A 20361-nucleotide genomic window follows, 5' to 3' on the forward strand; every position below is an offset into this window, starting at 1 on the left:
ATTGGCAATAGTGGTGGTTTCATACGGGCACGTTAGACTGGTCGAGTGAGGATACTCCACACTGCTGATTGGCATGCCGGCCGGTCGTTACTTGGAATCGATCGGACGCCTGAGGTCGCAGAAGTACTCCTTGAAATTGCTGAGGTGGCCCTACTTTCCGAAGTAGACCTCATTTTGGTAGCGGGAGACCTATTCGATGGGAAAAGTCCTGGAGCTGCTGCAGAGGAAGCCGTGTTTTCCTTCTTCTTGCGCACTGGGCAAGCGGGGATCCAAAGCGTGGTCATTGCTGGTAATCACGATTCTCCGGCGCGACTTGATGCTTTTGGTGGTGTTTTAAAACTAACTAATGTTCACATGGTGGGGCAACCCAGGGTCGCTGGGGGCGGGGGAGTCTTCCGAACCGAGATTAACGGACAGGCTCTACAGGTAGCCACGTTACCTTTCGTTTCCGAGAGGCGCATAGTGCGGGTCGGAGAGCTTCTAGGGGGTGATGCAGGCCAACACCGAGAGGGATATCAACACAGTATGCGCAAGTTGATTTACAACTTGACTAGTAACTTTGACCCACAAAGCGTCAATCTACTTATGTTGCATGCCACGATGGATGGCGCAACAATGGCGAACTCCGAGTACGCCTTTCACAGTACTGAGAGCTATACCTTAGGTGCTGATATGTTGCCAGAAACAGCTAATTACGTCGCCTTGGGCCACATTCACAAGGCGCAATCGGTTCAAGGTATGGCGAGCTACCGTGCACGTTATCCCGGTAGCGTAATTCAACTCGACTTTGGGGAACAAGGAGACAATAAGACAGTTCTACTCCTAGAAGCTGAACCGGGTAAACCTACTGAGATTATTGATGAGGTGCCGATACGTAGCGGCCGCAAACTCCGGAAGATTTCGGTTGATCTGTCTACCCTAGACCAGGAAACTCCTAAAATAACGGAGTTCGACGGTTGGTTAAAGTTAGCCATTAAACTAGATTCTCCAAGGCCTGGTTTAAAAGAGCGGATATTGTCTGGCTTCCCGAACGTAATAGCTGTAGAGACTGAATTCTTTCAGTCCGACAATCTAGCAGAACAAGGAATAGACGTCGAACAGTTGCCACTAACAGAAGCCTATGAACAATACTACCAAGCCGAGAAGAAGCAGAACTTACCCGAAAATCTTGCTAAAGAGTTTCAGGAGCTACACGAAAATGTGTATGACGAGGACGATACATGATTCCGCTGAGATTAGAGTTACGTGGATTTACCTGTTTTATAGGGACTACAGTTGTGGATTTTGAGGCACTTGAGGTAGACCTATTTGCAATAGCTGGTCCGACAGGAGCGGGGAAAAGCACCCTATTAGATGGACTTACATACGCTCTTTATGGAGAGACTGCCCGGCTTGGCGGTCGAGCAGCCTCTTTGATGAGTCCAGGTGTCAACGAGATGACTGCTCAAGTCGTGTTCCGTAGTGGCGATAGGACGTATCGAGTTACCCGGTACGCTTCGCGCAAAAAGAGTGGAGTCCAGAGTCAGGTGCGTCTAGAACGACTGTCCGAAGATAGTACTTGGGTGCAATTGCCAGAAAGCGAAAAGATACGTGAAGCCAATTACAGAATATCGGCGGTAGTGGGTTTAGATTTCGATGGTTTTACCCGGGCTGTTTTTTTGCCACAGGGAGAATTCCACGAGTTCTTACGTGGCGATGCTGGCAAACGCCGAAGGTTGCTTTCCCGATTGATGGGGCTTGATACGGTGGAAAAAATGCAGACAATGGCTGGCGAGAGGGCAAGGGAGGCTGAGGCAGAAACGCAGGCAATAACCACTCGTTTAAAAGAGGACTATTCTGGTGCTAATCCTCAAACTCTTAGGTCGCTCCGTGGTGAGCGTGAAAGGCTTGTAAGCAGCGTTGAAGAACTCACTGATCAACAGAGACAACTTACAGCTGAACAACAAGAACTACATGGTTTGAAGGTTATTTGGGAGGAGAAAAGAAGATTCGAGAACCTCCTGGAAGGGTTTGCTAAGAAAGAATCGGAAATGGCTAATGCATCTCAGCGATGCCAGCAGGCATTAGCTGCAAGGACTCTACTTCCTCAGGTACAACACATGGGTGGAATTAAGCAACGTCTGGGAGTTGCTAAATTCGAACTTGATAAATCGCACCAGGATTTACTAGTAGCGGAGGAGGCGTTGGTTCTGGCTAAGAGATCTCAAGCCGAATCTGTGCAGGCGCGCTCTAGAGAAATGCCGGAAATAGAGAAGGGGTTAATGGCCATCGCTGAGGCTGGACCCTTCGCAGAGCGTCTCATTGCTCGTGGAGGAACGCTTGATATGGCTAAAGAGGGAGTTGAGGAGTATCAGGAGGCAGCTTGGGAGGCTTTCCAACGCCAAGAAGCACGAGTTGATGAAATTATTCGTCTAAGAGCAGACCTCGAGGATATTACTGCGAAAGTTTCGACTATTAAGACTGCTATAGGTAGCTTAGAAGTTGTTATTTCTAAACAAGAGCCGCACCTCAAGAAAATTAAGAATCATGGAATCAAAGCTAGAGAGAAAGCGCGAGAAGCCGAATTGGCTTTCACTGCAGCTGAAAATGCTAACCGTGCTGCTAACCTATGTGCCCACTTAAAATTGGGTGATTCTTGTCCTGTGTGTGGCAACCTAGTGAAACAAATACCGATTAATGAGGAAACCGACTCGGGCCAATTAAAGGTTACTAAGGACAAGGCCGCCCAGAAGGTAGAAGATTTGCTTGAATCCTATCGGGGGTTAAAGGCTACCCTAGAGATTGATCGTACCCGTCTAGCAGAACGTACATCTGTAATGAAAGACCTGGAAGCTGAGATCAGTGAAAAACGGAAAACCCTTGATTCTCTTTCTGAAACCTTTTCCAGCACCGGTATTGCCCTAGACGGAGATCCTAAAGAGGAATTGCGAAACCGTCGCAAATCTCTGCTTGCAAGTTTGGCGTTGTGGGTTTACAAGCGGACTGGTGGAGAAGATCCTGCAACAGCTAATTCAAGGTATATTTCCCGCCGGGATGAACTTCAGTTCCAATTAGATCGTGCGAGTGAAACCCTAGCAAACTCTAATCAAGACGTAGAACGGAACCGGATGTCTCATGAAATGAATGGTCGAAGAGTTTCAGAATTAACGGACGAGCTTTCTTCCACTGAGAGGCAGAATTTAGCGGCAATCAAGGAAGCCGGTTTTGTTTCGACCGAAGCGGTTTTTGAGGCTGTACTCTCGGATGAAAATATTGCGGAGCTCAAAAATAGGTTAGATAGCTATCAGGGTGAGAAAGAGGCAACTGAAATTCGACTTATGGAGGTCGAAAAGAGAAGGGGCGGTCGACAATTTGAGATTGCGCAGTATGAAGAGCATAGCCAATTGGCCACCGGGGTTGCTATTAAGCTTTCTGACTCGCAGAACGCTTTAGGAAGAATAGAAAGGGAACTACAGGATCTTGAAGAACGATTTCTGAAAGCAAAGGACCTTCGCAAAAGCTTAACGAAGGCCCAAGAGCGGTCTGACATTTACCGGACTTTAAGCCTCGATCTTCGAGGGGATCGGTTTCAGGAGTTTTTAATGACACGTATTCAGGCCCGTCTCGCTAAACGCGCCTCGCATATTGTTAGGAACGTAACTGACGACCGCTACGATCTTCAATTGGTTGATGGGGAATTCTATGTTTCTGACGCATGGAATCCTGGGGAGAACCGTAGTGCTAGGACCCTTTCTGGTGGCGAGACTTTTATCGCTAGCTTAGCGTTGGCTCTAGCTCTATCTGATACTCTCGCTGGAAACAAAACTCTTGGGGCTCTGTTTTTGGATGAAGGCTTTGGGACCCTGGATAGGATCACGCTTGATGCTGTCACAGCAGTTTTGGAAAACCTAACTCGTGAAGGCAGGATGGTTGGAGTGATTACTCATGTTGAAGCCCTGACAGAAAGAATGCCTGCCAGGTTGTTGGTTACCAAGGGGAGGGAAGGATCGTCGGTTCACTGGGATTTATAAGTTTATAGGTTGGATTACGCCTGAACCCAAAAATTCTTTTAAGGAACCTGTTTCATGAAATATAGCCCAAAGTTTTGATTGGGATTTGCGGAAGTTAGGAAGAAGGGTCTTCTCCAAGTTGTTGTATTTCTTCAATGAATCGATCCACGCTATCAAAGTCTCGATACACGCTAAGGAATCTAATGTAAGCCACCCCGTCCCTTATTTTTAGGAACTTAAGGGTTCGAAGGCCTATTTCCTCAGAAGCAATCTCAGGGACCTGGACCTCGTCTTCGAAGCTGTAAGTAAACTCACGCATTTGCTTTTCGGTGATTGGTCGCTTGTTGCAAGCCATGCGTAATTTGTCGAGAAGCTTATCTGGATTAAAAGCTTCTTGGCGGCCAGACCTTTTATGCACCATTAGTGCCTCAAACTGAGCTCGCTCATAGGTTGTGAAGCGACGGTGGCAGTCATCGCATTCTCGCCTACGCCTGATTGCTGCACCTTCGTCAGAGGGTCTTGAGTTTATTACCCGAGTTTCTTCGGATGAACAGTAAGGACACTTCATTGTTCTATGTTATCTAGGCTAGCCGCCATAGGTATATTAGAACGTTGTCTTGTCATCGTCGTTAAACTGTAAAATTCGGTCAAAATCTTTATCTAGACTGCCCGCTTCTGAATCACTCTCATGCATAGTTTCCGTTGGATTTATTTTGTGGGCTGACCATGTTCGTCCATACGTTTTTGAATAATTATTTCCATTCCGTTCTGTATCGTCTACATTATTATCGTTACCTATTGTTGCTTCCAGATCGTCTTGCCTGACACTCTCATCTAAGGCTGCTCGTACCTCAGGAGATAATTCAGTACTAAATTCGGGGCGTTTTGGGAGGGTAATATTGAAGATTTGACCAGATATGCCGGAGGCTTGGCTAGAACCAAGGAATAGTGCAGTTTTTGAAAGGCGAGCATCGTGTCTGGGGTCCGAAGAAATTCTGGACGGGAAGATGAGATTGACCCTGACTGAAGCAATTTGACCATTAATTGCTGCTGAAAGCTCCTGCATGGCCCCCCTAACCGAAACCATATGAGGTTCGGAAGAGCTAGTTGGGGGACCAACTATAACAAACCAAAGCGGTCTTCCCAAATCGGAAGCCGCCTTAAGAGTTAAGAATGAACTAATTACGTTTTCCTGCTGTATAGTTCTGAACTCGGTTTCAGTGAGATTGCAGAAAGGAGTATTGCTTTGTTGGGTTGCTGTATGAACCACGCCAGTTAAATCCCCAAATATCTCACGAACTTTTGTAAAGACTTTTGTTACATCAAACTGTACTGACATGTTAGCTTGGATAGGAATAGCGCGACCACCTTGTGATTCAATTTCTGCGGCAGTTTTTGAGGCGAGGTCAGCATCGGGATCTGTGCACACTACATCGTGACTAGTTTGACCAAACGCAAAGGCAGCTGCCCGTCCGTAGCCCTGCCCGACGTTTGTGATGATTACAACATTAGCGGACGCCATATCTATAAGCCTACTGCGCATTGCAGTAACTCTACAACCTCTACCCCAGAGTTCCCACTGATCTAACCCAAAAAAGAGCTGAATAATGCTTAGAGGAGAGACCTAGGGTGATTAGTCAGGCTGAAATTATATGTTTTTAAGGTGCAAGGACGGAGAAAAACCACAACTCAGCAGTGGGGAATAAGTGGATACTTAAGTTGTATTGGGTAGGATTGTTAGGACGCTGCTAGAATAGGGCGTGTTAGATCAAAGAGTACCCTCGAAGGGGGGGTTGGGTCTTGGCGCTTGAACGGTTTTTCCGCCGTAACCGGCCGACACGTGGGGATGATGAAAATAGCCCAGCTGGGCTGTGGTTGAAATGCGACTCTTGTAACTCCCAGATTTACCGGAAGGATCTGGTTGGGAACCTTTACGTTTGTCCTGAGTGTGATCACCATCATCGTATGCCTGTCGAAGCTCGAATTGAATTTCTTGTAGATGAAGGAAGTTTTCAACGGTGGTCAGGTGATGTTATGCCTGAAGATCCGCTGGCTTTTGTTGATACTGAGACTTACACCGAACGTATGTCTAAAGTTCAACAGAAAGCTGGTCGACCGGATGCAATTGTAACAGGAGCAGCTCAAATAGATGCAGAGCCTATTGCGATAGCAGTAATGGATTTTTTCTTTATGGGTGGTTCGATGGGGTCTGTCGTTGGCGAAGAGTTCGTGCGAGCTGCGGAACGAGCAGTAGACGAGGGCCGGTCATTAGTTGTATTTACGGCCTCAGGGGGCGCAAGAATGCAGGAGGGCGCTCTTAGTCTTATGCAGATGGCAAAGACTACTGTTGTTCTCGAAGCGCTGTCCCAGAAGCGATTACCATTCATTAGCGTTTTGACTGATCCTACGACCGGTGGGGTAACTGCTAGTTTCGCTACCTTGGGAGATTTGATTCTTGCGGAGCCTCGAGCCCTGATATGTTTCGCGGGTCCCAGGGTGATACAACAGACGATTAAGCAGGAACTACCTGAAGGCTTTCAGCGTTCTGAATTTTTATTGCGGAAAGGCATGTTGGACGATGTAGTTCAACGTCGTGATTTGCGAGACAGATTGGCGATATATATCCGTATGCTGCGGGGTGGACTACGTGAACCGTCGGCGGAGGTTAAACGTGCCACTGTCTTTTGAAAAGCCTATCGAGGATTTAGAAATAAAGATCAGCGATATGAAGACTTACGCCAGTGACCAGGAACTTGATTTGACCGAAGAAATTGATCTTCTTGAGCGACGTCTTGACCGTTTAAAGGTAGAGACGTTTTCTAGTCTTTCACGGTGGCAGCGTGTTCAGGTTGCAAGAGCACCAGGAAGGCCTACCAGTTTTGACTATTTGCAAACTGTGTTTACTGATTTTCAAGAACTTCATGGAGATCGAATTCTTGGTGATGATCCAGCGGTAGTTACGGGTTTAGCTAGGCTTGATGGACGCAATTTGATTGTAATTGCACAACAAAAGGGGAGGGATACGAAAGAGAATATACAACGAAATTTTGGTATGTCACATCCGAGTGGTTATAGGAAAGCCATCAGGATGTTTGATCTGGCAGACAAGTTCAGATTGCCAGTTATCACTCTTATAGATACGCCAGGTGCCTACCCGGGAGTTGCCGCAGAGGAACAGGGGCAAGCATGGGTTATTGCTGAAAGCATTAAACGTATGAGTCGATTAGAGGTTCCTTCTGTTGCGGTCATAGTCGGGGAAGGGGGATCTGGTGGTGCCTTAGCGATAGGGGTTGCTAATAGGGTGCTGATACTAGAGAACGCTATTTATTCGGTAATTAGCCCCGAGTCGTGCGCAGCTATTTTATGGCGTGATGCAGCGGAAGCTCCTAAGGCAGCCGAATCACTTCGACTTACCGCTCGAGATCTTATCGAATTAGAAATTGTTGACCGGGTGGTTTCTGAACCTATAGGCGGTGCCCATAAAGAACCTGACGAGGCCATGAGACTAGTAGGTAGAGCTATTATCGAAGAAATCGATAAGCTAGTTGACCTGACGCCTAACGAGCTTATTCAACAGCGCCAAACTCGATTCAGGGAATTAGGTCGGTACCAGCTTGTTTAAGAGCTTCATGGAACCTGCCAAGATTTTCCGTGGCATTTGTGGATCTGTTGAATACAGCGCTTCCTGCAACAAGTATATCAGCACCCGCTGAAGCCACAGAGGCTGCATTATTGGGTGTAATCCCACCGTCGACCTCAATTAGGCATGAAGGGTTGTATTGGTCTCGCCAACTTCTAACTTTCTCTAAACGGGTATAAGTATTATGGATGAATTTTTGTCCACCGAACCCTGGGTTAACGCTCATTATCAGGACTACATCCAGCATAGGCAGCGCTTGCTTAATGACTTCCAAGTGAGTCAAAGGATTTACTGCTAGTCCTACACTGATTCCTAATTGTCTAATTTTGCCTAAAGCACTGTGCAAATGATGAGTTGCTTCAGCATGGATAGTCAGACCGGAAGCGCCAGCTTGAGCGAACGAGGTTAGGTAACGCTCTGGGTCCTTAATCATAAGATGAACATCTAAATAGAGGTTGGTAGTTCTTTTGCAAGCCTCTAGGACAAGAGGTCCAAAAGAAATATTTGGGACGAAATTTCCATCCATTACATCCAAGTGGAGCCAGTCTACTCCAGCAGCTTCAACTTCAGTAATTTCATGTTCCAGGCAACTGAAATTCGCTGCAAGGATAGAAGGGGCAATCTGCACAGCCATATTAACAAGTGTAGCAGTGCCAGGCTTATAAAGGGCGTTAGGGAAAATTTATCGAGGTATCTTTGTCCTGGGGGTCTAGTTATAAGATCGGGGTAAAGTCAGTTACATTAAAGGTGATTTGATTTTTCCCTAACGCTTTCAGATAGGACTCAGAGGAGATTTCCACGGGGAGGGAACTAGTAAAATGTTTCGGACAAGTATGTTCTTAACCGTAGACGTATGTCGTCTGTTTTTTGACGATATTGCTTCCTAGGAATTAATGTAATGATTGGGATTTCTGCGGCAGAGGATCACCTGCATCAGCGGGCAAGTTTGATAGCGGAGAATTATGGGTTGCCGATCTTGCCGCCTGGGGAAAATACTTCGCCGTTTAGCCTTCTATTAACTCAAAAACACCTTGAATTACGAGAGGATAACCGATATTCTCCACCTTTATACGTGGATTTCGGAAAGCCCGACTTCCTTCGACGGTTTTCTGGTCGCAGAAGGAGCGAGGAACTTTTTAAAGCTCTAGGGAGTGGCGTATCAGTTGATTCAGATCTAATAGTAGATACTACAGCGGGTTTAGGTAAAGATGCTTTTATGCTTGCTGCTTGGGGGTATCGAGTCCAAGCCATTGAACGTGTACCGGCGGTAGCTGCCTTGCTCGATGACGGTCTCAAGAGAGCCCGGGTCAGTAAAAGTTTAGAGAAAGCGGCTAATAGGATAACTAGTGATTTTGGTGATGCGCGAGAGTTGTTACCAAGCTTAATAGAGCGACCTGCTGTTGTATATCTTGACCCGATGTATCCTCAATCTGCTAAACGTGCACGTAAATCTTTGGGCATGCATCGCTTACGCCAAGTTCTAGGTGACGATACCGATGCTAAATCTCTTCTCGAAATTGCTCTTAGGACTGCTCGCTACAGGGTCATAGTCAAGAGGTCACGGCGAGCTCCAATTCTTGGCGGAGTTTCTAGTGGTTCTATTGTTGGCCGGACTATACGTTTTGACCTTTACGCCCCTATAGGAAATCTATCTTTGTGTTAAGGAAGGATAATGAGAGTAAAACTTATAAAGCTTGGTTGAGGAGTTATTCGATTTAATTTTGTTCACCAAAAGGTGACTAAATAATGTTGTGAGGAAAACGTAAAAGGGAGACAAAACATGGTTTGTCGAATAATTAAGTATTCGCTACTTGACTGATAATAAATCTTGTTTGGCATAGAGCTCGTACCGTCGGAAGGAGAAATGGTGAAATCAGAACTGACCATCGCACACATAGCTGTTATAGGTGCAGGAATCATGGGTAGCGGCATCGCGAAGGTATGCTTGGCGGGTGGCTTTCAAGTTAGGTTATTTGATCCAGATCCGGAGGCTTTACGGCATGCTGAGTCACGGATAACTAAGAATGGCCAAGCTAAGGAAGACTTACTAAGGTTAGATGTTACGGGCGACCTTAAAGTAGCCCTCGAAAATACTGATATGTTGATTGAGGCTGCACCTGAGATGATTGAGATAAAGCAGCAGATTTTTCGCAGGGCGTCTGATTTAGCTCCTAAGAACGCTATACTTGCTACTAATACTAGCCAACTCTCGGTAACCGATATTGGATCAGTGGTTGAAAGGCCCCACAACGTTGTTGGCATGCATTGGTTTAATCCGCCAGAGAGAATGGAGCTTGTTGAAATAGTCCAAGCCACCAAGACCTCTCAAGTCACGGTTTCGGCCACTGAGGAAGTAGTTCGTCGATGTGGAAAAACTTCGGTTGTGGTAGCCGACCGACGAGGATTCGTAGTTACAAGGGCCGTTGCTGCAAGTATCCTTGAAGGAATTCGAATATACGAAGAGGGAGTTGCCCAGCTCGAGGATATTGATACGGCAATAAAGCTTGGTCTTAATCACCCGATGGGACCATTGGAGCTTGCAGACTATATTGGCTTGGACACGCTTCTTTTGATCGCTGATTCTATGACAAGCACAATGGGTGACCGCTTTCAGGCCCCTCAGGTTCTTAGGGCTCTAGTTAAAGCTAACAGATTAGGTCGCAAAACAGGTCGGGGATTTTACAGTTATGACGTTAAAAATTAAAGCACATTGATGATATTTCGTTAGAAGGTGGTTTAGCAGCGCAGTTGGCTAATAAAATAATATTTGACATTTCGGGGTCTTACCTTCTCGCAAAAAAGCCTCCTAAGAAGGAGGCTTTTGGCTGGCCCACAGGGATTCGAACCCCGACCGACCGGACCAAAACCGGTTGTCCTGCCATTAGACGATGGGCCAATGCAAGCTGTCGGATTTTAACGGTGTGCGTGGTCAGGTGTCAAGGAATTTCGGTGGATGATTGTCTTTTTATAATTACCACTAGGGTGGCTGGCCCACAGGGATTCGAACCCCGACCGACCGGACCAGAACCGGTTGTCCTGCCATTAGACGATGGGCCATCACACATTCCCAAGTCTAGAAGCGAGGACGCTAGGAGTCAATAGTAAATAGTTGTAACCAAAGTTCATTGGATAAGATATACTCGTTTCGCTTACCAAATTGATGGTAGCAAGGAGAGGTGCCGGAGTGGTTGAACGGGGCGGTCTCGAAAACCGTTGTACGGCTGTTGTCGTACCGTGGGTTCGAATCCCACCCTCTCCGCCAACACAAAGATAGCTTAGGGGTTAAATGCTGGTTATTATATAACCAATGCCAGTCAAGTTAATCGACCATCCACTTATTCAAGATAAACTTTCGTATCTTAGGGATAAATATACTAACGTTGGCGATTTTCGTTTGCTCTGTGGTGAAATGAGCCAACTTATGGCTTATGAAGCGACGAGAGACCTGCCTCTTAAAGAATTAGAAGTTGATACGCCAATCTCTCGCGCAAAAGTAAAACGACTTGTTCGCAAACCAGTGGCTCTAGTTGGAATCTTGCGAGCTGGCCTAGTGATGATTGACGGTATGCTTCGGGTTTTACCTTCTGCTGACGTCGGGCATATCGGTCTTTCTCGTGACCCAAAGACTTTGAAGCCTATGGAGTATTACTGTAATTTACCTCCGAATCTAAGAGACCGACAGGTATTTCTCCTTGACCCAATGCTAGCAACTGGGGGTAGTGCCGTGGCATCAATAGATTTACTTAAGGCGAAAGGGGCCGCAAATATTAGACTACTTTGTATTCTCGGGTCACCCGAAGGAGTAGAGGCTGTAACTAATGCCCATTCTGATACTGATATTTTGCTTGGTGGGCTCGACCCTAGATTAAATGAAAAGGGTTATATAGTTCCAGGTTTAGGTGATGCCGGGGATAGAATTTACGGAACTCGGTAAACTTCGCATTGTAATGCTTGAAGTAACCGTATGATGGAATTTACATGAACCTAAACTACCTGCTGATGGCCACCCTCGCATTTTTGGCCGCACTTATTTCCGTCGCTTCTTTAGTACCTCTTGTTCGTAAGTTCGCAGAAAGAATTGGTGCTGTACAACAAGGTGGCGGTCGTTGGGTCCATAGCGGGGCGTTACCTAACATAGGCGGCATTGCCATCCTTGGGGGCTTCCTTTTGTCTCTGGTAGTAGGGAGCCTTGTCCGACCAACGTTAATTGACGCTTTTCGGGTAGAACTTTTAGCCATTGTCATTGGTGGTGTTTTGATGACTTTGGTCGGTTTCATTGACGATATTTGGGAGATATCGCCAGTTATGCGCCTTGCGACGCAAACGGTTGCGGCAGCCATACTTGTTGTAAATGGTGTGCGAATTGGATTTATTACCAACTACTTCGGTGATTCAAGTTATCTGTTCATCCCAGATGTTCTCGCGATTGTTTTGACTTTGGTTTGGGTAGTAGGCTTTACGAATGCTTTTAACTTTATTGACGGGCTAGATGGTCTGTCGTCTGGTATAGCGGCAATAGCAAGTATGTGTCTTCTAGTAGTGTCGTTACAACTCCCTGATAGAGGAGCGGCTGTTCTCCTACTTGCTGCGTTAGCTGGGTCTTCACTAGGGTTTTTGAGGCATAATGTTAGTCCTGCGAAGATAATAATGGGTGATTCTGGCGCTTATCTTCTCGGCTACATTCTTGCGGCTGTAAGTGTGCTCGGTGCTCTCAAAGTAACGGCAGCTGTTACTGTTGTAACCCCAATATTGATACTGGCTTTACCTGTTGTGAATATTACTCAGGTTACGCTGAGACGCCTAAGCCGAGGGGAGAACCCTGCGGTTGCTGCAAACGACCATATACATGATTTGTTGCGTGAGCGGAGTGGTTCCCACCGAGTAACGGTGTTATTGCTTTGGGTAGTTACGTTATTGCTCGGAGGATTGGGCATGATTTTATCTAACACCCCACCCCTTCTCACATATTTTACTCTTTTGATGATTGTGTTGATGATAGCAGCCGTAACTTTATTAAGATTATTTGAATTGCGGCGAGAACGAATATCGGCATCGTGATTCACCGTGTTTGCGTTGCATTTGGTACTCGTCCCGAGGCTTCAAAAATGGGACCAGTTGTAAGAGCGCTTCGCGACCAACCGAATCTAGAGCCAATCGTATTGGTAACGGGGCAACATAGAGAACAGCTGGATTCTATGCTGAGAATGTTTGAGATTCCGGTTGATGTTGATCTCGGGGTTATGACTGAGCGTCAGGCTCTATCTGATCTGGTTGGAAGAATTGTTCCTGCAGTCGGGCAAGTGCTTCGGGAGTTAGCTCCCGAATATGTACTTGTGCACGGTGATACCTTAACGACTTTTGCAGTGTCTTTGGCATCTTTTTTCGAGAACATTCCTATTGGTCATGTAGAAGCTGGACTACGTTCGCATGATCTCACCCAGCCGTTTCCTGAGGAGGCTAATCGTCGACTCACGGATGTGATTACCGATCTTGATTTTCCACCGACCTCTTTAGCGAAGGACAATTTGATCAACGAAGGTAAGCCAAGAGAAACCATAGTCGTTACTGGGAACACAGCAGTTGATGCAGTACGGTTCGTTGCTGGTCGGTTTCCGCCACCGTCAGCTATACCTGATGGTGAGGTGATAGGAATTACCCTCCACCGAAGAGAAAATTTGTCAATACTGCCTGAACTAGCTGAGGTAATCGCAGAAGTCGCTTTGGCTTATCCCCATATTACGTTTATTTATCCGGTCCACCTTAATCCGGTCGTTAGGGAAGCAGTGTGGCCTGCGCTTGGTTCTATTAGCAACGTAATACTTGATGATCCGTGGGATTATCCGAGCCTAATTAGCCTCCTTCAGGCGTCCAGGTTGTTCATTACGGACTCTGGGGGTATTCAAGAGGAAGGGGCGGCTTTAGGTGTACCAGTAGTTGTTGTTCGCAATGTTACTGAGCGGCCTGAGGGTGTTGATACCGGGATACTTCGCCTAGTCGGTACTAACCCTAATCGAGTTAAAAGCCAATTGTTGCAGCTAATTGGTGATGATGAGGAGCTTTTTACCATGCGTGCATCTCCTAATCCCTATGGTGATGGCAAAGCTGCTAGTCGGATTACCCAAGCTGTAGCTTGGCGGCTTGGTGAGGCCGATCGGCCAGAAGATTGGTTTCCCGACGACTACAGGGGCTAACAACTGTTACGATGCACGCCGTGAGGCGTAACGAACTATACTTTCGAAGGTTTGTAGCAGGTGCTGAGCCTGATGGCGATAGTTTTGTATTGCGTTGGTCCGGAACAGCTGTAATGGGTATCATAAACGTTACGCCAGACAGTTTTAGTGACGGTGGGGCGTATGGTAGCCCTAAGGAAGCAATTGATGCAGGTCGGCTCATGGCGGCTAGTGGGGCATTGATGATTGATGTGGGAGGAGAATCTTCGAGGCCCGGCGCTCGACCTGTTTCTGCGGAAGAGGAACTCAGGCGGGTGTTGCCGGTTGTCGAGGTGCTTGCCTCGGATGGGTTGATTGTCAGCATTGATACTACCAAGGCGATCGTAGCAAAGTCAGCTCTAGCTGCTGGAGCTAGCCTTGTTAACGATATTGGGGGACTAAGGGATCCCGAAATGCGCATTACATGTGCTAATGCCGGTGTGCCTGCGATTCTAATGCATATGCGTGGTTTACCTGCCTCGATGCAGGAAGACCCTGTGTATCGGGATGTGGTTTCAGAAGTCAGTAAAATTTTACATCAGAGTGCAGAGTTAGCCCAAAAAGAGGGCGTCCCGGATGTTATTTTGGATCCTGGAATAGGATTCGGCAAGAGCTTTGAACACAATTTGATGCTTCTCCGCTCCCTCCCAACAATTGCTAAGGGTCGTCCTATGCTGGTTGGGGCCTCTCGTAAGAGTTTAGTTGCTCGCCTTACTGGAGAGTCAAACCCTGCGGCTCGGGACCCTGGAAGTATCGCTCTGCACCTTATGGCAGCTTCGCTCGGCGTGGCGATGGTCCGGGTCCATAATGTTGAGGCTCATATTCAAGCGCTCCGGGCTTGGGAGGGCATTCGTGGACAAAATTGTACTTGAGGGACTAGCATTTCATGGTAATCACGGTGTGTTTGAAGAAGAGGTACGGTTTGGTTCCCGGTTCATTGTTGACGTTGAGTTGTATTTTAAGATTCCAGATCACGACGAATTAGTAAACACTGTGGATTACGGCAGAGTTTATGAAGTAATTCGGGAGGAGGTAACGGGAAAGCGTTATCAGTTAATTGAGATTCTGGCCCACAGCATCGGTGGGCGCATTCTGGATTCTGAGCCCATTGTTTGCCGAATAATTACTCGAGTCCATAAGCCTCATGCACCTCTTCCCGGCATATTTGGTGATGTTTATGCAGAGGTGGTCCGTGATCGAACCAATATCTAGCGGCGAAGCAGCCTATATTGCAATAGGCAGTAATCTTGGAGAGTCATACGAACATCTTCTTTTCGGCGTAAATAACTTGAGTTCAATTGGGCGTGTGATTGCCCGATCGAGTATTTATCAAACTGTTCCAGTTGGTGGACCTCAAGAACAATCGTGCTTTCTCAATGCTTTGGTGATCGTTGAACCTATTGGATATTTTAAGGGACAACCTGAAAGAATTTTAAAGGTTCTCTTAGATATTGAGCATCGACGTGGCAGGATTCGCGACACCACTTGGGGTCCTCGAACCTTAGACCTAGATCTTATCTGCCTAGGGGATTTAGTGGCAAATAAGACCGGCCTAAAGGTCCCTCACCCGAGGATGATGGACCGAGCTTTTGTACTAACACCACTTTGTGAAGTAGATTCGGAGTGGACTCATCCAATTACAGGCGATCGGGCGTGTGAAGTGCTTATTAAGCTAGATACCTCTGGTGTGGTCCGGACTGAACTAAGTTGGAGAAAACGCTAGGCGTGGGAGCGATGCGTATTTTTGCTATTGGCGATCCTCATTTGTCGAGCGTGAAGCCGAAACCAATGTCGGTCTTTGGTCCGAGATGGGCAGGCCATCCGGACCTATTGTTCCAAGAGTGGAGTCGCGTGGTGGGAGAAAGAGATCTTGTAATGATTCCCGGGGACCTATCTTGGGCTATGACGCTGCAAGAGGCAATGCCTGATTTAGAAGCGATCGCAAGCTTGCCCGGAAAAAAGGTTATTGTTCGGGGGAATCACGATTATTGGTGGCCTTCAATAAGTAAGCTAAGGGCGGCATTACCAGATGGAATGTGGGTTATTCAAAATGATGCCTTAGTGTTTGATGACATTGTAATTGCTGGTACCCGTGGGTGGACTTGCCCGGGTAGTAACGGATTTACTGCAGAGGATCAGAAAATTTATCAAAGAGAACTCCAACGATTAGATCTATCGCTTAAAGCCGCTTCACAGTGTGGCGGGTCGAGGTTAGTAGTAATGCTTCATTATCCCCCAACTAATTCACGTTTGGAGCCTTCGGGTTTTACTGAACGTTTAATTCAGGCTGATCCCGAGATAATTGTTTATGGCCACCTGCATACCGAGCAGCATGTACAAGTGCCTTTAATGGGTAAGGCAGATGTCCATTTTGTGGCGGCTGACGCTTTGGGATTCACCCCAAAGGTTGTCGGAACCTACGGTAAGGCTAGGATGGAGCAGAGTAGCTTATCAAAAGACCAAATAAACCAAGGATAATTTAGGCTTTCGCTACAAAACTGTTGTTGTCTGCATGTGGAAGTGGTTGTGGTGTGCTATCACCTGTCATTCTTTTAAAATGTGTAATAGCATTTTGACCTCGTTCCCAAGTTAACAAGATCATTTCGGCTCCGAGTTGACTCGGAAAGTCTACAAGTCCGGATTCAATATCGTGCAATTGAACACCCAGTTTATCTAGTTCTACTTTGCGTTCACGAATTACTGTTACTAGAGATCCTATTTCTCGTGCTAAATTCTGTGCTTGGAGGCTTTTAGATCTCAGACTCTTCAACAATTCTCGTAGGTTATTCATGTCTCGTATAGCCTCCTGCATTTCACCAACATTGCAGTCAACTACTGGGAGTAAAGTTGTGGCTTCCTCTAGCGTGAACAAACGATACATCGAGACCGATCCCCCTGCTTCACATTGTAACTTTGACCTGTCCTATATATCTGTAGTAGCAATTACCCAAAATGACCGAAGATCAGGGCCTTGAATCTAATCAAAACTTTATACTTAATTCAAGACTTCCTAGCCGAAAACATTATGAAGGCTAATGCGCTTTCCTGTCAATTTAGAACCCTAGAGTGTTCTAACAGGAGGCCTAGGTGGTCTAGGCCTAGATCGATTATTGTATACAAGTAGTTGCTTAGGGTGCGTGTGAATTAATCGGCGGAAGATATCTATTGAACGGCCACCAATCTAGATTATTCTGTGCCTGAGGCGCTTCCAGGATTCTTACAGCTAATATCTGTTACAGCTTGTTATTCGTTGTCTGGTTCTTCTGGATCGATTCTGCTTTCTTGTTTTTTGTGAAAGTCTGGATTAGCTCGTATTTCCAAGGGAAGCTTGTGTTCTGTTGAGTCAACCGTATAGGAAGTGAATCTGGGATCATTTTTACGATCTTTCCACATTCGTGGTCGGGCAGGAATCCCAAGCCCAACCACGTGGGGCTCTAGATGTTTTGTAGCTAGAGCCATGGCTCCCAGCATACTGTCGTCGGATAAAATTGTGCCCGCTAAGACGGTAGAATGATAAGCCACACGTGCGCCCTTACCAATAATGGTCCTTTTAAGGCTTACATCATCACTAGCGATTACATCATGGTGATGTGAATAAACATTTGCATAATCTGAGAGGCTAGCGCCATCATGTATCTCGACTCCACCAATGTCATCAATCAGAACATGACGGTGAATTGTTACGTCGTCCCCAACCTCAATGTTATAACCGACAGAAAATTCAACATATGGAAAAATTCTTATGTTACGACCTACTTTTTTAAAAATGCGGCTGGCTAATATTGCTCTAATAGGCATGCCAGTGGAAAGGGATTGGCCAAGAGGTGTTGGATCTAGACAACGCCAGAGCCATAATAAAGGTTTGACTTTCGCAAATTTGTTTTGATCGGTCGCAATATAGCGCTCAGCTTCGAGAGTTGTTTGCCTAGGATCCAGCGCAAACGCAGCCAGGGGATCACGTTCTTGAAGTTCTTTATAAGGCGAAGCGTACAAAATGCGTGATAGCAAAGAACAAACTACGTCACTATTATCGGTTCCGTCGTCGTCAAGTAATTCGGTTAGTTCCCCCATGAAGTTGGTAATCCATTGCTTTGATGTGGGATTAAGAGGGCGTTCAATAAGCCAAGGCATAAGTTTAGTATTCGCTCCCGGAAACTGTTTGGTGCATTATACGACTAACACCGGACCCTGGAATTGATCCCACCTGGATATTTCGGCCAAGGATCTCTTGAACGTCTTCCAATAAAGGCTGCGGCGCTGGTATTTCGTTAGGGGGTTGGCACAGTATTGGCCCAGCGAGGTTAGGAGAGTTAACTTTTTTGTTAAGGTGCTGGGCAATTCGTTCAGCTGTCCACGCCTCACGCCAAAGAGATTTTACGGCCATTAGAGCAGATCTTCCACTGACTTTGATCTGGCCGCCTTGGCCAGGAAGACGTATACGTATGTAGTCACCAAGAGGGTCCAAGCTAAGGTAGATGTTGTCTATTACTTCATCAAGTAAATAGTGGGAATCAATCAATGGCTGCGCTTCAGTCGCCACATCTTCGAGATCATCCTCATCAAGGTTACTTACATCGAGTGACCCTAGTAGATGGTTAAGGCGGGCTTCCAAGTTATTAAGGCGAAAGAATTCTTCTTCGATCTCTTTCGGTATTACTACGGTTTGGGTTACCGGTATGCCAGCCTCTTCAATAGTTTTTAGGGCTAACAATTCTTTGGGCCAGGATGGATCAATTTTGAGTGTTTTGAGGTCGGTTGGGATTGCCCGAAGGGACCGCATGATCACTTAACATTGTAACAGGGTAATTAAGTAACTCCAGTTCTATGCGTGTCATGGGTCGTGATAAACTTCCGCCGTGAGTTCGGTATTGGATTCAGAGAAGCAACGGTCAGGGACAGGTCGACTTATCTTGCTGATGATTCTGCTTGGCCTGGTCCTTGTAACTAGTTTTGTTGCTTTACGAAAATTTTTCGAGATTAAGGAGGTGCCGCTTCCTGACGTCATCGGACTTGATTTGCGAGATGCAATTCGTGTGCTCCATCTAGCTCAGTTGAAAGTTAGTACTTACCCTGAGTCTGTTCCTAAAGCAGGGATCAATCAGGTTACTTCACAAAGTCCTTTTCCAAATTCCGTTCTCAGGCCAGGTCGACGTGTGAGCCTTGGTGTTAATACACCTAGGGAGGCTTTTCCGGTTCCTAGTGTGGTGGGCCTAGACCTTGATGAGGCTAAACGTGTAACGATTGTTGTCAACATGGAAATTTCTGAAGTGAATTACGGTTTCAGCGAACTACCGATTGGGCGCATTATTTCGCAGGTGCCAAAGGCAGGAGAATCCTTAAACGGATTAGAGGGTCTTTCCTTGAATGTGAGCCGAGGTCGGGCACAAACAGTCGTGTCAATTCCCGACCTTCGAGGGACAACGATCGAACTTGCAGTTAACGGCTTAAAGGATATAGGGTTCCGGCGGATAGAAACCGTTCCTTCGTTACTCAGTTTAGGCCAGGCGGGATTGGTGCAATCTCAACGTCCTCAGGCTGGAGCAGAGGTAACAACAAGCACCCCAATCATGCTTTCTTACAGTCTTTCGGGGGATCAGATTGTCAGGATACCTAGTTTGCAGGGTCTTGATTTAAGACAGGCTGAGCTACTAATTCGTGGAGCCGGACTCGTTTTAGGCAAGGTCAACTTTGTTGATGAGGTAGACGAACCCCCGAACATATTGTTGTGGGAGCCGGTTGGACATACCATAGTTGGGTCAATGGTTAGCTTGGTTGTAAACAGAGATCAAAGGGGATCAACCGGGAACTCTATACAATTGGGGGAAGGAATTTTCCAGCAAGGACGAGAGGAATCTAATGATGAGTCCCGGGCCGATCGGAGAGTTGTACCAATCATATTTGACTCAGTCAAGCTCGGATTTAATCAGGAATTTCATTTACGACTTGTTGTCTCAGATGCTGGTGGGTTACGCACTGTTATTGATCGTCGCGTTAATGGTGGAGAGGTGGTTTCGACTAAGGTTACGGTCTTTGGAGACGCCGAGATACAAACGTTTATTGATGGTCGGTTTTACCAGGCTTGGAGCCCCTAACGTGTTGATATGCCCGCCAAGAGAGTAGACCCCCATCAACGGTGTAGACCTTACGAAACCCTGCAGCTTTAAGGTAGGCCCCAACAAGATCGCTATAAAGACCTCGATCGCAGATTAGGTACACAGGGGTTTCTTTGGGTAGGTCAGGAAGTGCGCCTGCTGAAGCACTTTCTGGGGATAAACTGGGAATTTCTTTTATAGGGTCGCGTTTAGAAAGAGCCAATGGGCGAGCGTCGAAAGCTGCAGCGCCCTTTTCTAACTGTTGTTCAAAGGTTTTAACATCTATTCTTTTCATAGGTTTAATCCTAGTTATTTAGATACAGCTAGAATGTTTTGAAGGTAAGTGTCCATTGTCGAATGCACTAAATAGACGATCCCAAATTACTTCTATTAACGATATAAACAAACCCATAAGCATAGAGTACACTGCC

Annotated in this window: 21 protein-coding genes and 3 tRNA genes; 15 read left to right on the top strand and 9 right to left on the bottom strand. The window is 46.5% G+C overall.

Features of this window, described 5'->3' with window-relative positions; translation table 11 throughout:
- Positions 1 to 45: 45 nt before the first annotated feature.
- Both CMO31_08465 and CMO31_08470 read left to right on the top strand, forming a co-directional pair.
- Positions 46 to 1224: an exonuclease sbcCD subunit D gene (locus CMO31_08465; protein MAZ54027.1), complete on the top strand. Its 1179-nt coding sequence runs from the start codon at positions 46 to 48 to the stop codon at positions 1222 to 1224.
- Complete coding sequence (locus CMO31_08470) at positions 1221 to 4010, top strand: hypothetical protein (GenBank protein ID MAZ54028.1); 2790 nt, start codon at positions 1221 to 1223, stop codon at positions 4008 to 4010. The genes CMO31_08465 and CMO31_08470 overlap by 4 nt, the downstream gene beginning before the upstream one ends.
- A gap of 94 nt (positions 4011 to 4104) precedes the next feature.
- On the opposite strand, the gene CMO31_08475 is transcribed toward CMO31_08470, so the two are convergent.
- Together CMO31_08475 and CMO31_08480 are read right to left on the bottom strand one after the other, a co-directional pair.
- Positions 4105 to 4557 (bottom strand): transcriptional regulator NrdR, encoded by a 453-nt coding sequence (locus CMO31_08475; GenBank protein MAZ54029.1) that lies wholly within the window; start codon positions 4555 to 4557, stop codon positions 4105 to 4107.
- A 36-nt stretch (positions 4558 to 4593) separates the two neighbouring features.
- Positions 4594 to 5532 (bottom strand): hypothetical protein, encoded by a 939-nt coding sequence (locus CMO31_08480; protein ID MAZ54030.1) that lies wholly within the window; start codon positions 5530 to 5532, stop codon positions 4594 to 4596.
- Between the two features lie 257 nt (positions 5533 to 5789).
- On the opposite strand from CMO31_08480, the gene CMO31_08485 reads away from it, so the two are divergent.
- Both CMO31_08485 and CMO31_08490 read left to right on the top strand, forming a co-directional pair.
- Complete coding sequence (locus CMO31_08485) at positions 5790 to 6677, top strand: acetyl-CoA carboxylase carboxyl transferase subunit beta (GenBank protein ID MAZ54031.1); 888 nt, start codon at positions 5790 to 5792, stop codon at positions 6675 to 6677.
- Positions 6661 to 7611 carry an acetyl-CoA carboxylase carboxyl transferase subunit alpha gene (locus CMO31_08490; GenBank protein MAZ54032.1) on the top strand — a complete coding sequence of 317 codons (951 nt, stop codon included), beginning with the start codon at positions 6661 to 6663 and terminating at the stop codon, positions 7609 to 7611. Before CMO31_08485 ends, CMO31_08490 begins: the two co-directional genes overlap by 17 nt.
- On the opposite strand, the gene rpe is transcribed toward CMO31_08490, so the two are convergent.
- Entirely contained in the window at positions 7580 to 8263 is a 684-nt protein-coding gene (gene rpe / locus CMO31_08495) for a ribulose-phosphate 3-epimerase (GenBank protein ID MAZ54033.1), read from the bottom strand. The two genes, CMO31_08490 and rpe, sit on opposite strands and share 32 nt — an antisense overlap.
- Positions 8264 to 8527: 264 nt before the next feature.
- Here rpe and CMO31_08500 point away from each other — a divergent pair, with 264 nt between their 5' ends.
- Entirely contained in the window at positions 8528 to 9292 is a 765-nt protein-coding gene (locus CMO31_08500) for an rRNA methyltransferase (protein ID MAZ54034.1), read from the top strand.
- 201 nt (positions 9293 to 9493) lie between these two features.
- Positions 9494 to 10333 (top strand): 3-hydroxybutyryl-CoA dehydrogenase, encoded by an 840-nt coding sequence (locus CMO31_08505; protein MAZ54035.1) that lies wholly within the window; start codon positions 9494 to 9496, stop codon positions 10331 to 10333.
- A gap of 118 nt (positions 10334 to 10451) precedes the next feature.
- Here the strand turns inward: CMO31_08505 and CMO31_08510 are convergent.
- Positions 10452 to 10525, bottom strand: a tRNA-Gln gene (locus CMO31_08510).
- Positions 10526 to 10612: 87 nt separating this feature from the next.
- Positions 10613 to 10686 (bottom strand) — tRNA-Gln (locus tag CMO31_08515).
- Positions 10687 to 10799: 113 nt separating this feature from the next.
- Here CMO31_08515 and CMO31_08520 point away from each other — a divergent pair.
- From CMO31_08520 to CMO31_08555, 8 genes are all read left to right on the top strand, one after another.
- A tRNA-Ser gene (locus CMO31_08520) sits at positions 10800 to 10891 on the top strand.
- Positions 10892 to 10936: 45 nt separating this feature from the next.
- Complete coding sequence (locus CMO31_08525; GenBank protein ID MAZ54036.1) at positions 10937 to 11563, top strand: uracil phosphoribosyltransferase; 627 nt, start codon at positions 10937 to 10939, stop codon at positions 11561 to 11563.
- A gap of 44 nt (positions 11564 to 11607) precedes the next feature.
- Entirely contained in the window at positions 11608 to 12687 is a 1080-nt protein-coding gene (locus tag CMO31_08530; protein ID MAZ54037.1) for an undecaprenyl-phosphate alpha-N-acetylglucosaminyl 1-phosphate transferase, read from the top strand.
- Positions 12687 to 13820 (top strand): UDP-N-acetylglucosamine 2-epimerase (non-hydrolyzing), encoded by a 1134-nt coding sequence (locus CMO31_08535; protein MAZ54038.1) that lies wholly within the window; start codon positions 12687 to 12689, stop codon positions 13818 to 13820. The genes CMO31_08530 and CMO31_08535 overlap by 1 nt, the downstream gene beginning before the upstream one ends.
- An 11-nt stretch (positions 13821 to 13831) precedes the next feature.
- Positions 13832 to 14710 (top strand): dihydropteroate synthase, encoded by an 879-nt coding sequence (gene folP, locus CMO31_08540; GenBank protein ID MAZ54039.1) that lies wholly within the window; start codon positions 13832 to 13834, stop codon positions 14708 to 14710.
- The gene (folB, locus tag CMO31_08545; protein ID MAZ54040.1) at positions 14691 to 15050 is read left to right on the top strand and encodes a dihydroneopterin aldolase; all 360 of its coding nucleotides are present in this window, start codon (positions 14691 to 14693) and stop codon (positions 15048 to 15050) included. The genes folP and folB overlap by 20 nt, the downstream gene beginning before the upstream one ends.
- On the top strand, positions 14983 to 15561 hold the full coding sequence (gene folK, locus CMO31_08550) for a 2-amino-4-hydroxy-6-hydroxymethyldihydropteridine diphosphokinase (protein MAZ54041.1): 579 nt from the start codon (positions 14983 to 14985) through the stop codon (positions 15559 to 15561). Before folB ends, folK begins: the two co-directional genes overlap by 68 nt.
- Before the next feature lie 11 nt (positions 15562 to 15572).
- A complete protein-coding gene (locus tag CMO31_08555) occupies positions 15573 to 16316 on the top strand; it encodes a phosphohydrolase (protein MAZ54042.1) in 744 nt (247 codons plus the stop codon).
- A gap of 1 nt (position 16317) precedes the next feature.
- On the opposite strand, the gene CMO31_08560 is transcribed toward CMO31_08555, so the two are convergent.
- The 3 genes from CMO31_08560 to CMO31_08570 form a co-directional block, all read right to left on the bottom strand.
- Entirely contained in the window at positions 16318 to 16719 is a 402-nt protein-coding gene (locus CMO31_08560) for a hypothetical protein (GenBank protein ID MAZ54043.1), read from the bottom strand.
- Positions 16720 to 17081: 362 nt separating this feature from the next.
- Positions 17082 to 17969, bottom strand: coding sequence for an acetyltransferase (locus CMO31_08565; protein MAZ54044.1), 888 nt, complete (start codon positions 17967 to 17969; stop codon positions 17082 to 17084).
- A gap of 4 nt (positions 17970 to 17973) precedes the next feature.
- The gene (locus tag CMO31_08570; GenBank protein MAZ54045.1) at positions 17974 to 18618 is read right to left on the bottom strand and encodes a hypothetical protein; all 645 of its coding nucleotides are present in this window, start codon (positions 18616 to 18618) and stop codon (positions 17974 to 17976) included.
- A 136-nt stretch (positions 18619 to 18754) separates the two neighbouring features.
- Here CMO31_08570 and CMO31_08575 point away from each other — a divergent pair, with 136 nt between their 5' ends.
- Positions 18755 to 19930, top strand: a complete 1176-nt coding sequence (locus CMO31_08575) for a hypothetical protein (GenBank protein MAZ54046.1) — start codon at positions 18755 to 18757, stop codon at positions 19928 to 19930.
- Here CMO31_08575 and CMO31_08580 read toward each other — a convergent pair.
- Entirely contained in the window at positions 19893 to 20225 is a 333-nt protein-coding gene (locus CMO31_08580) for a hypothetical protein (GenBank protein ID MAZ54047.1), read from the bottom strand. The two genes, CMO31_08575 and CMO31_08580, sit on opposite strands and share 38 nt — an antisense overlap.
- Positions 20226 to 20361 lie beyond the last annotated feature (136 nt).

The sequence above is a fragment of the Trueperaceae bacterium genome (genome assembly GCA_002707365.1).
GTDB lineage: Bacteria > Deinococcota > Deinococci > Deinococcales > Trueperaceae > UBA6957.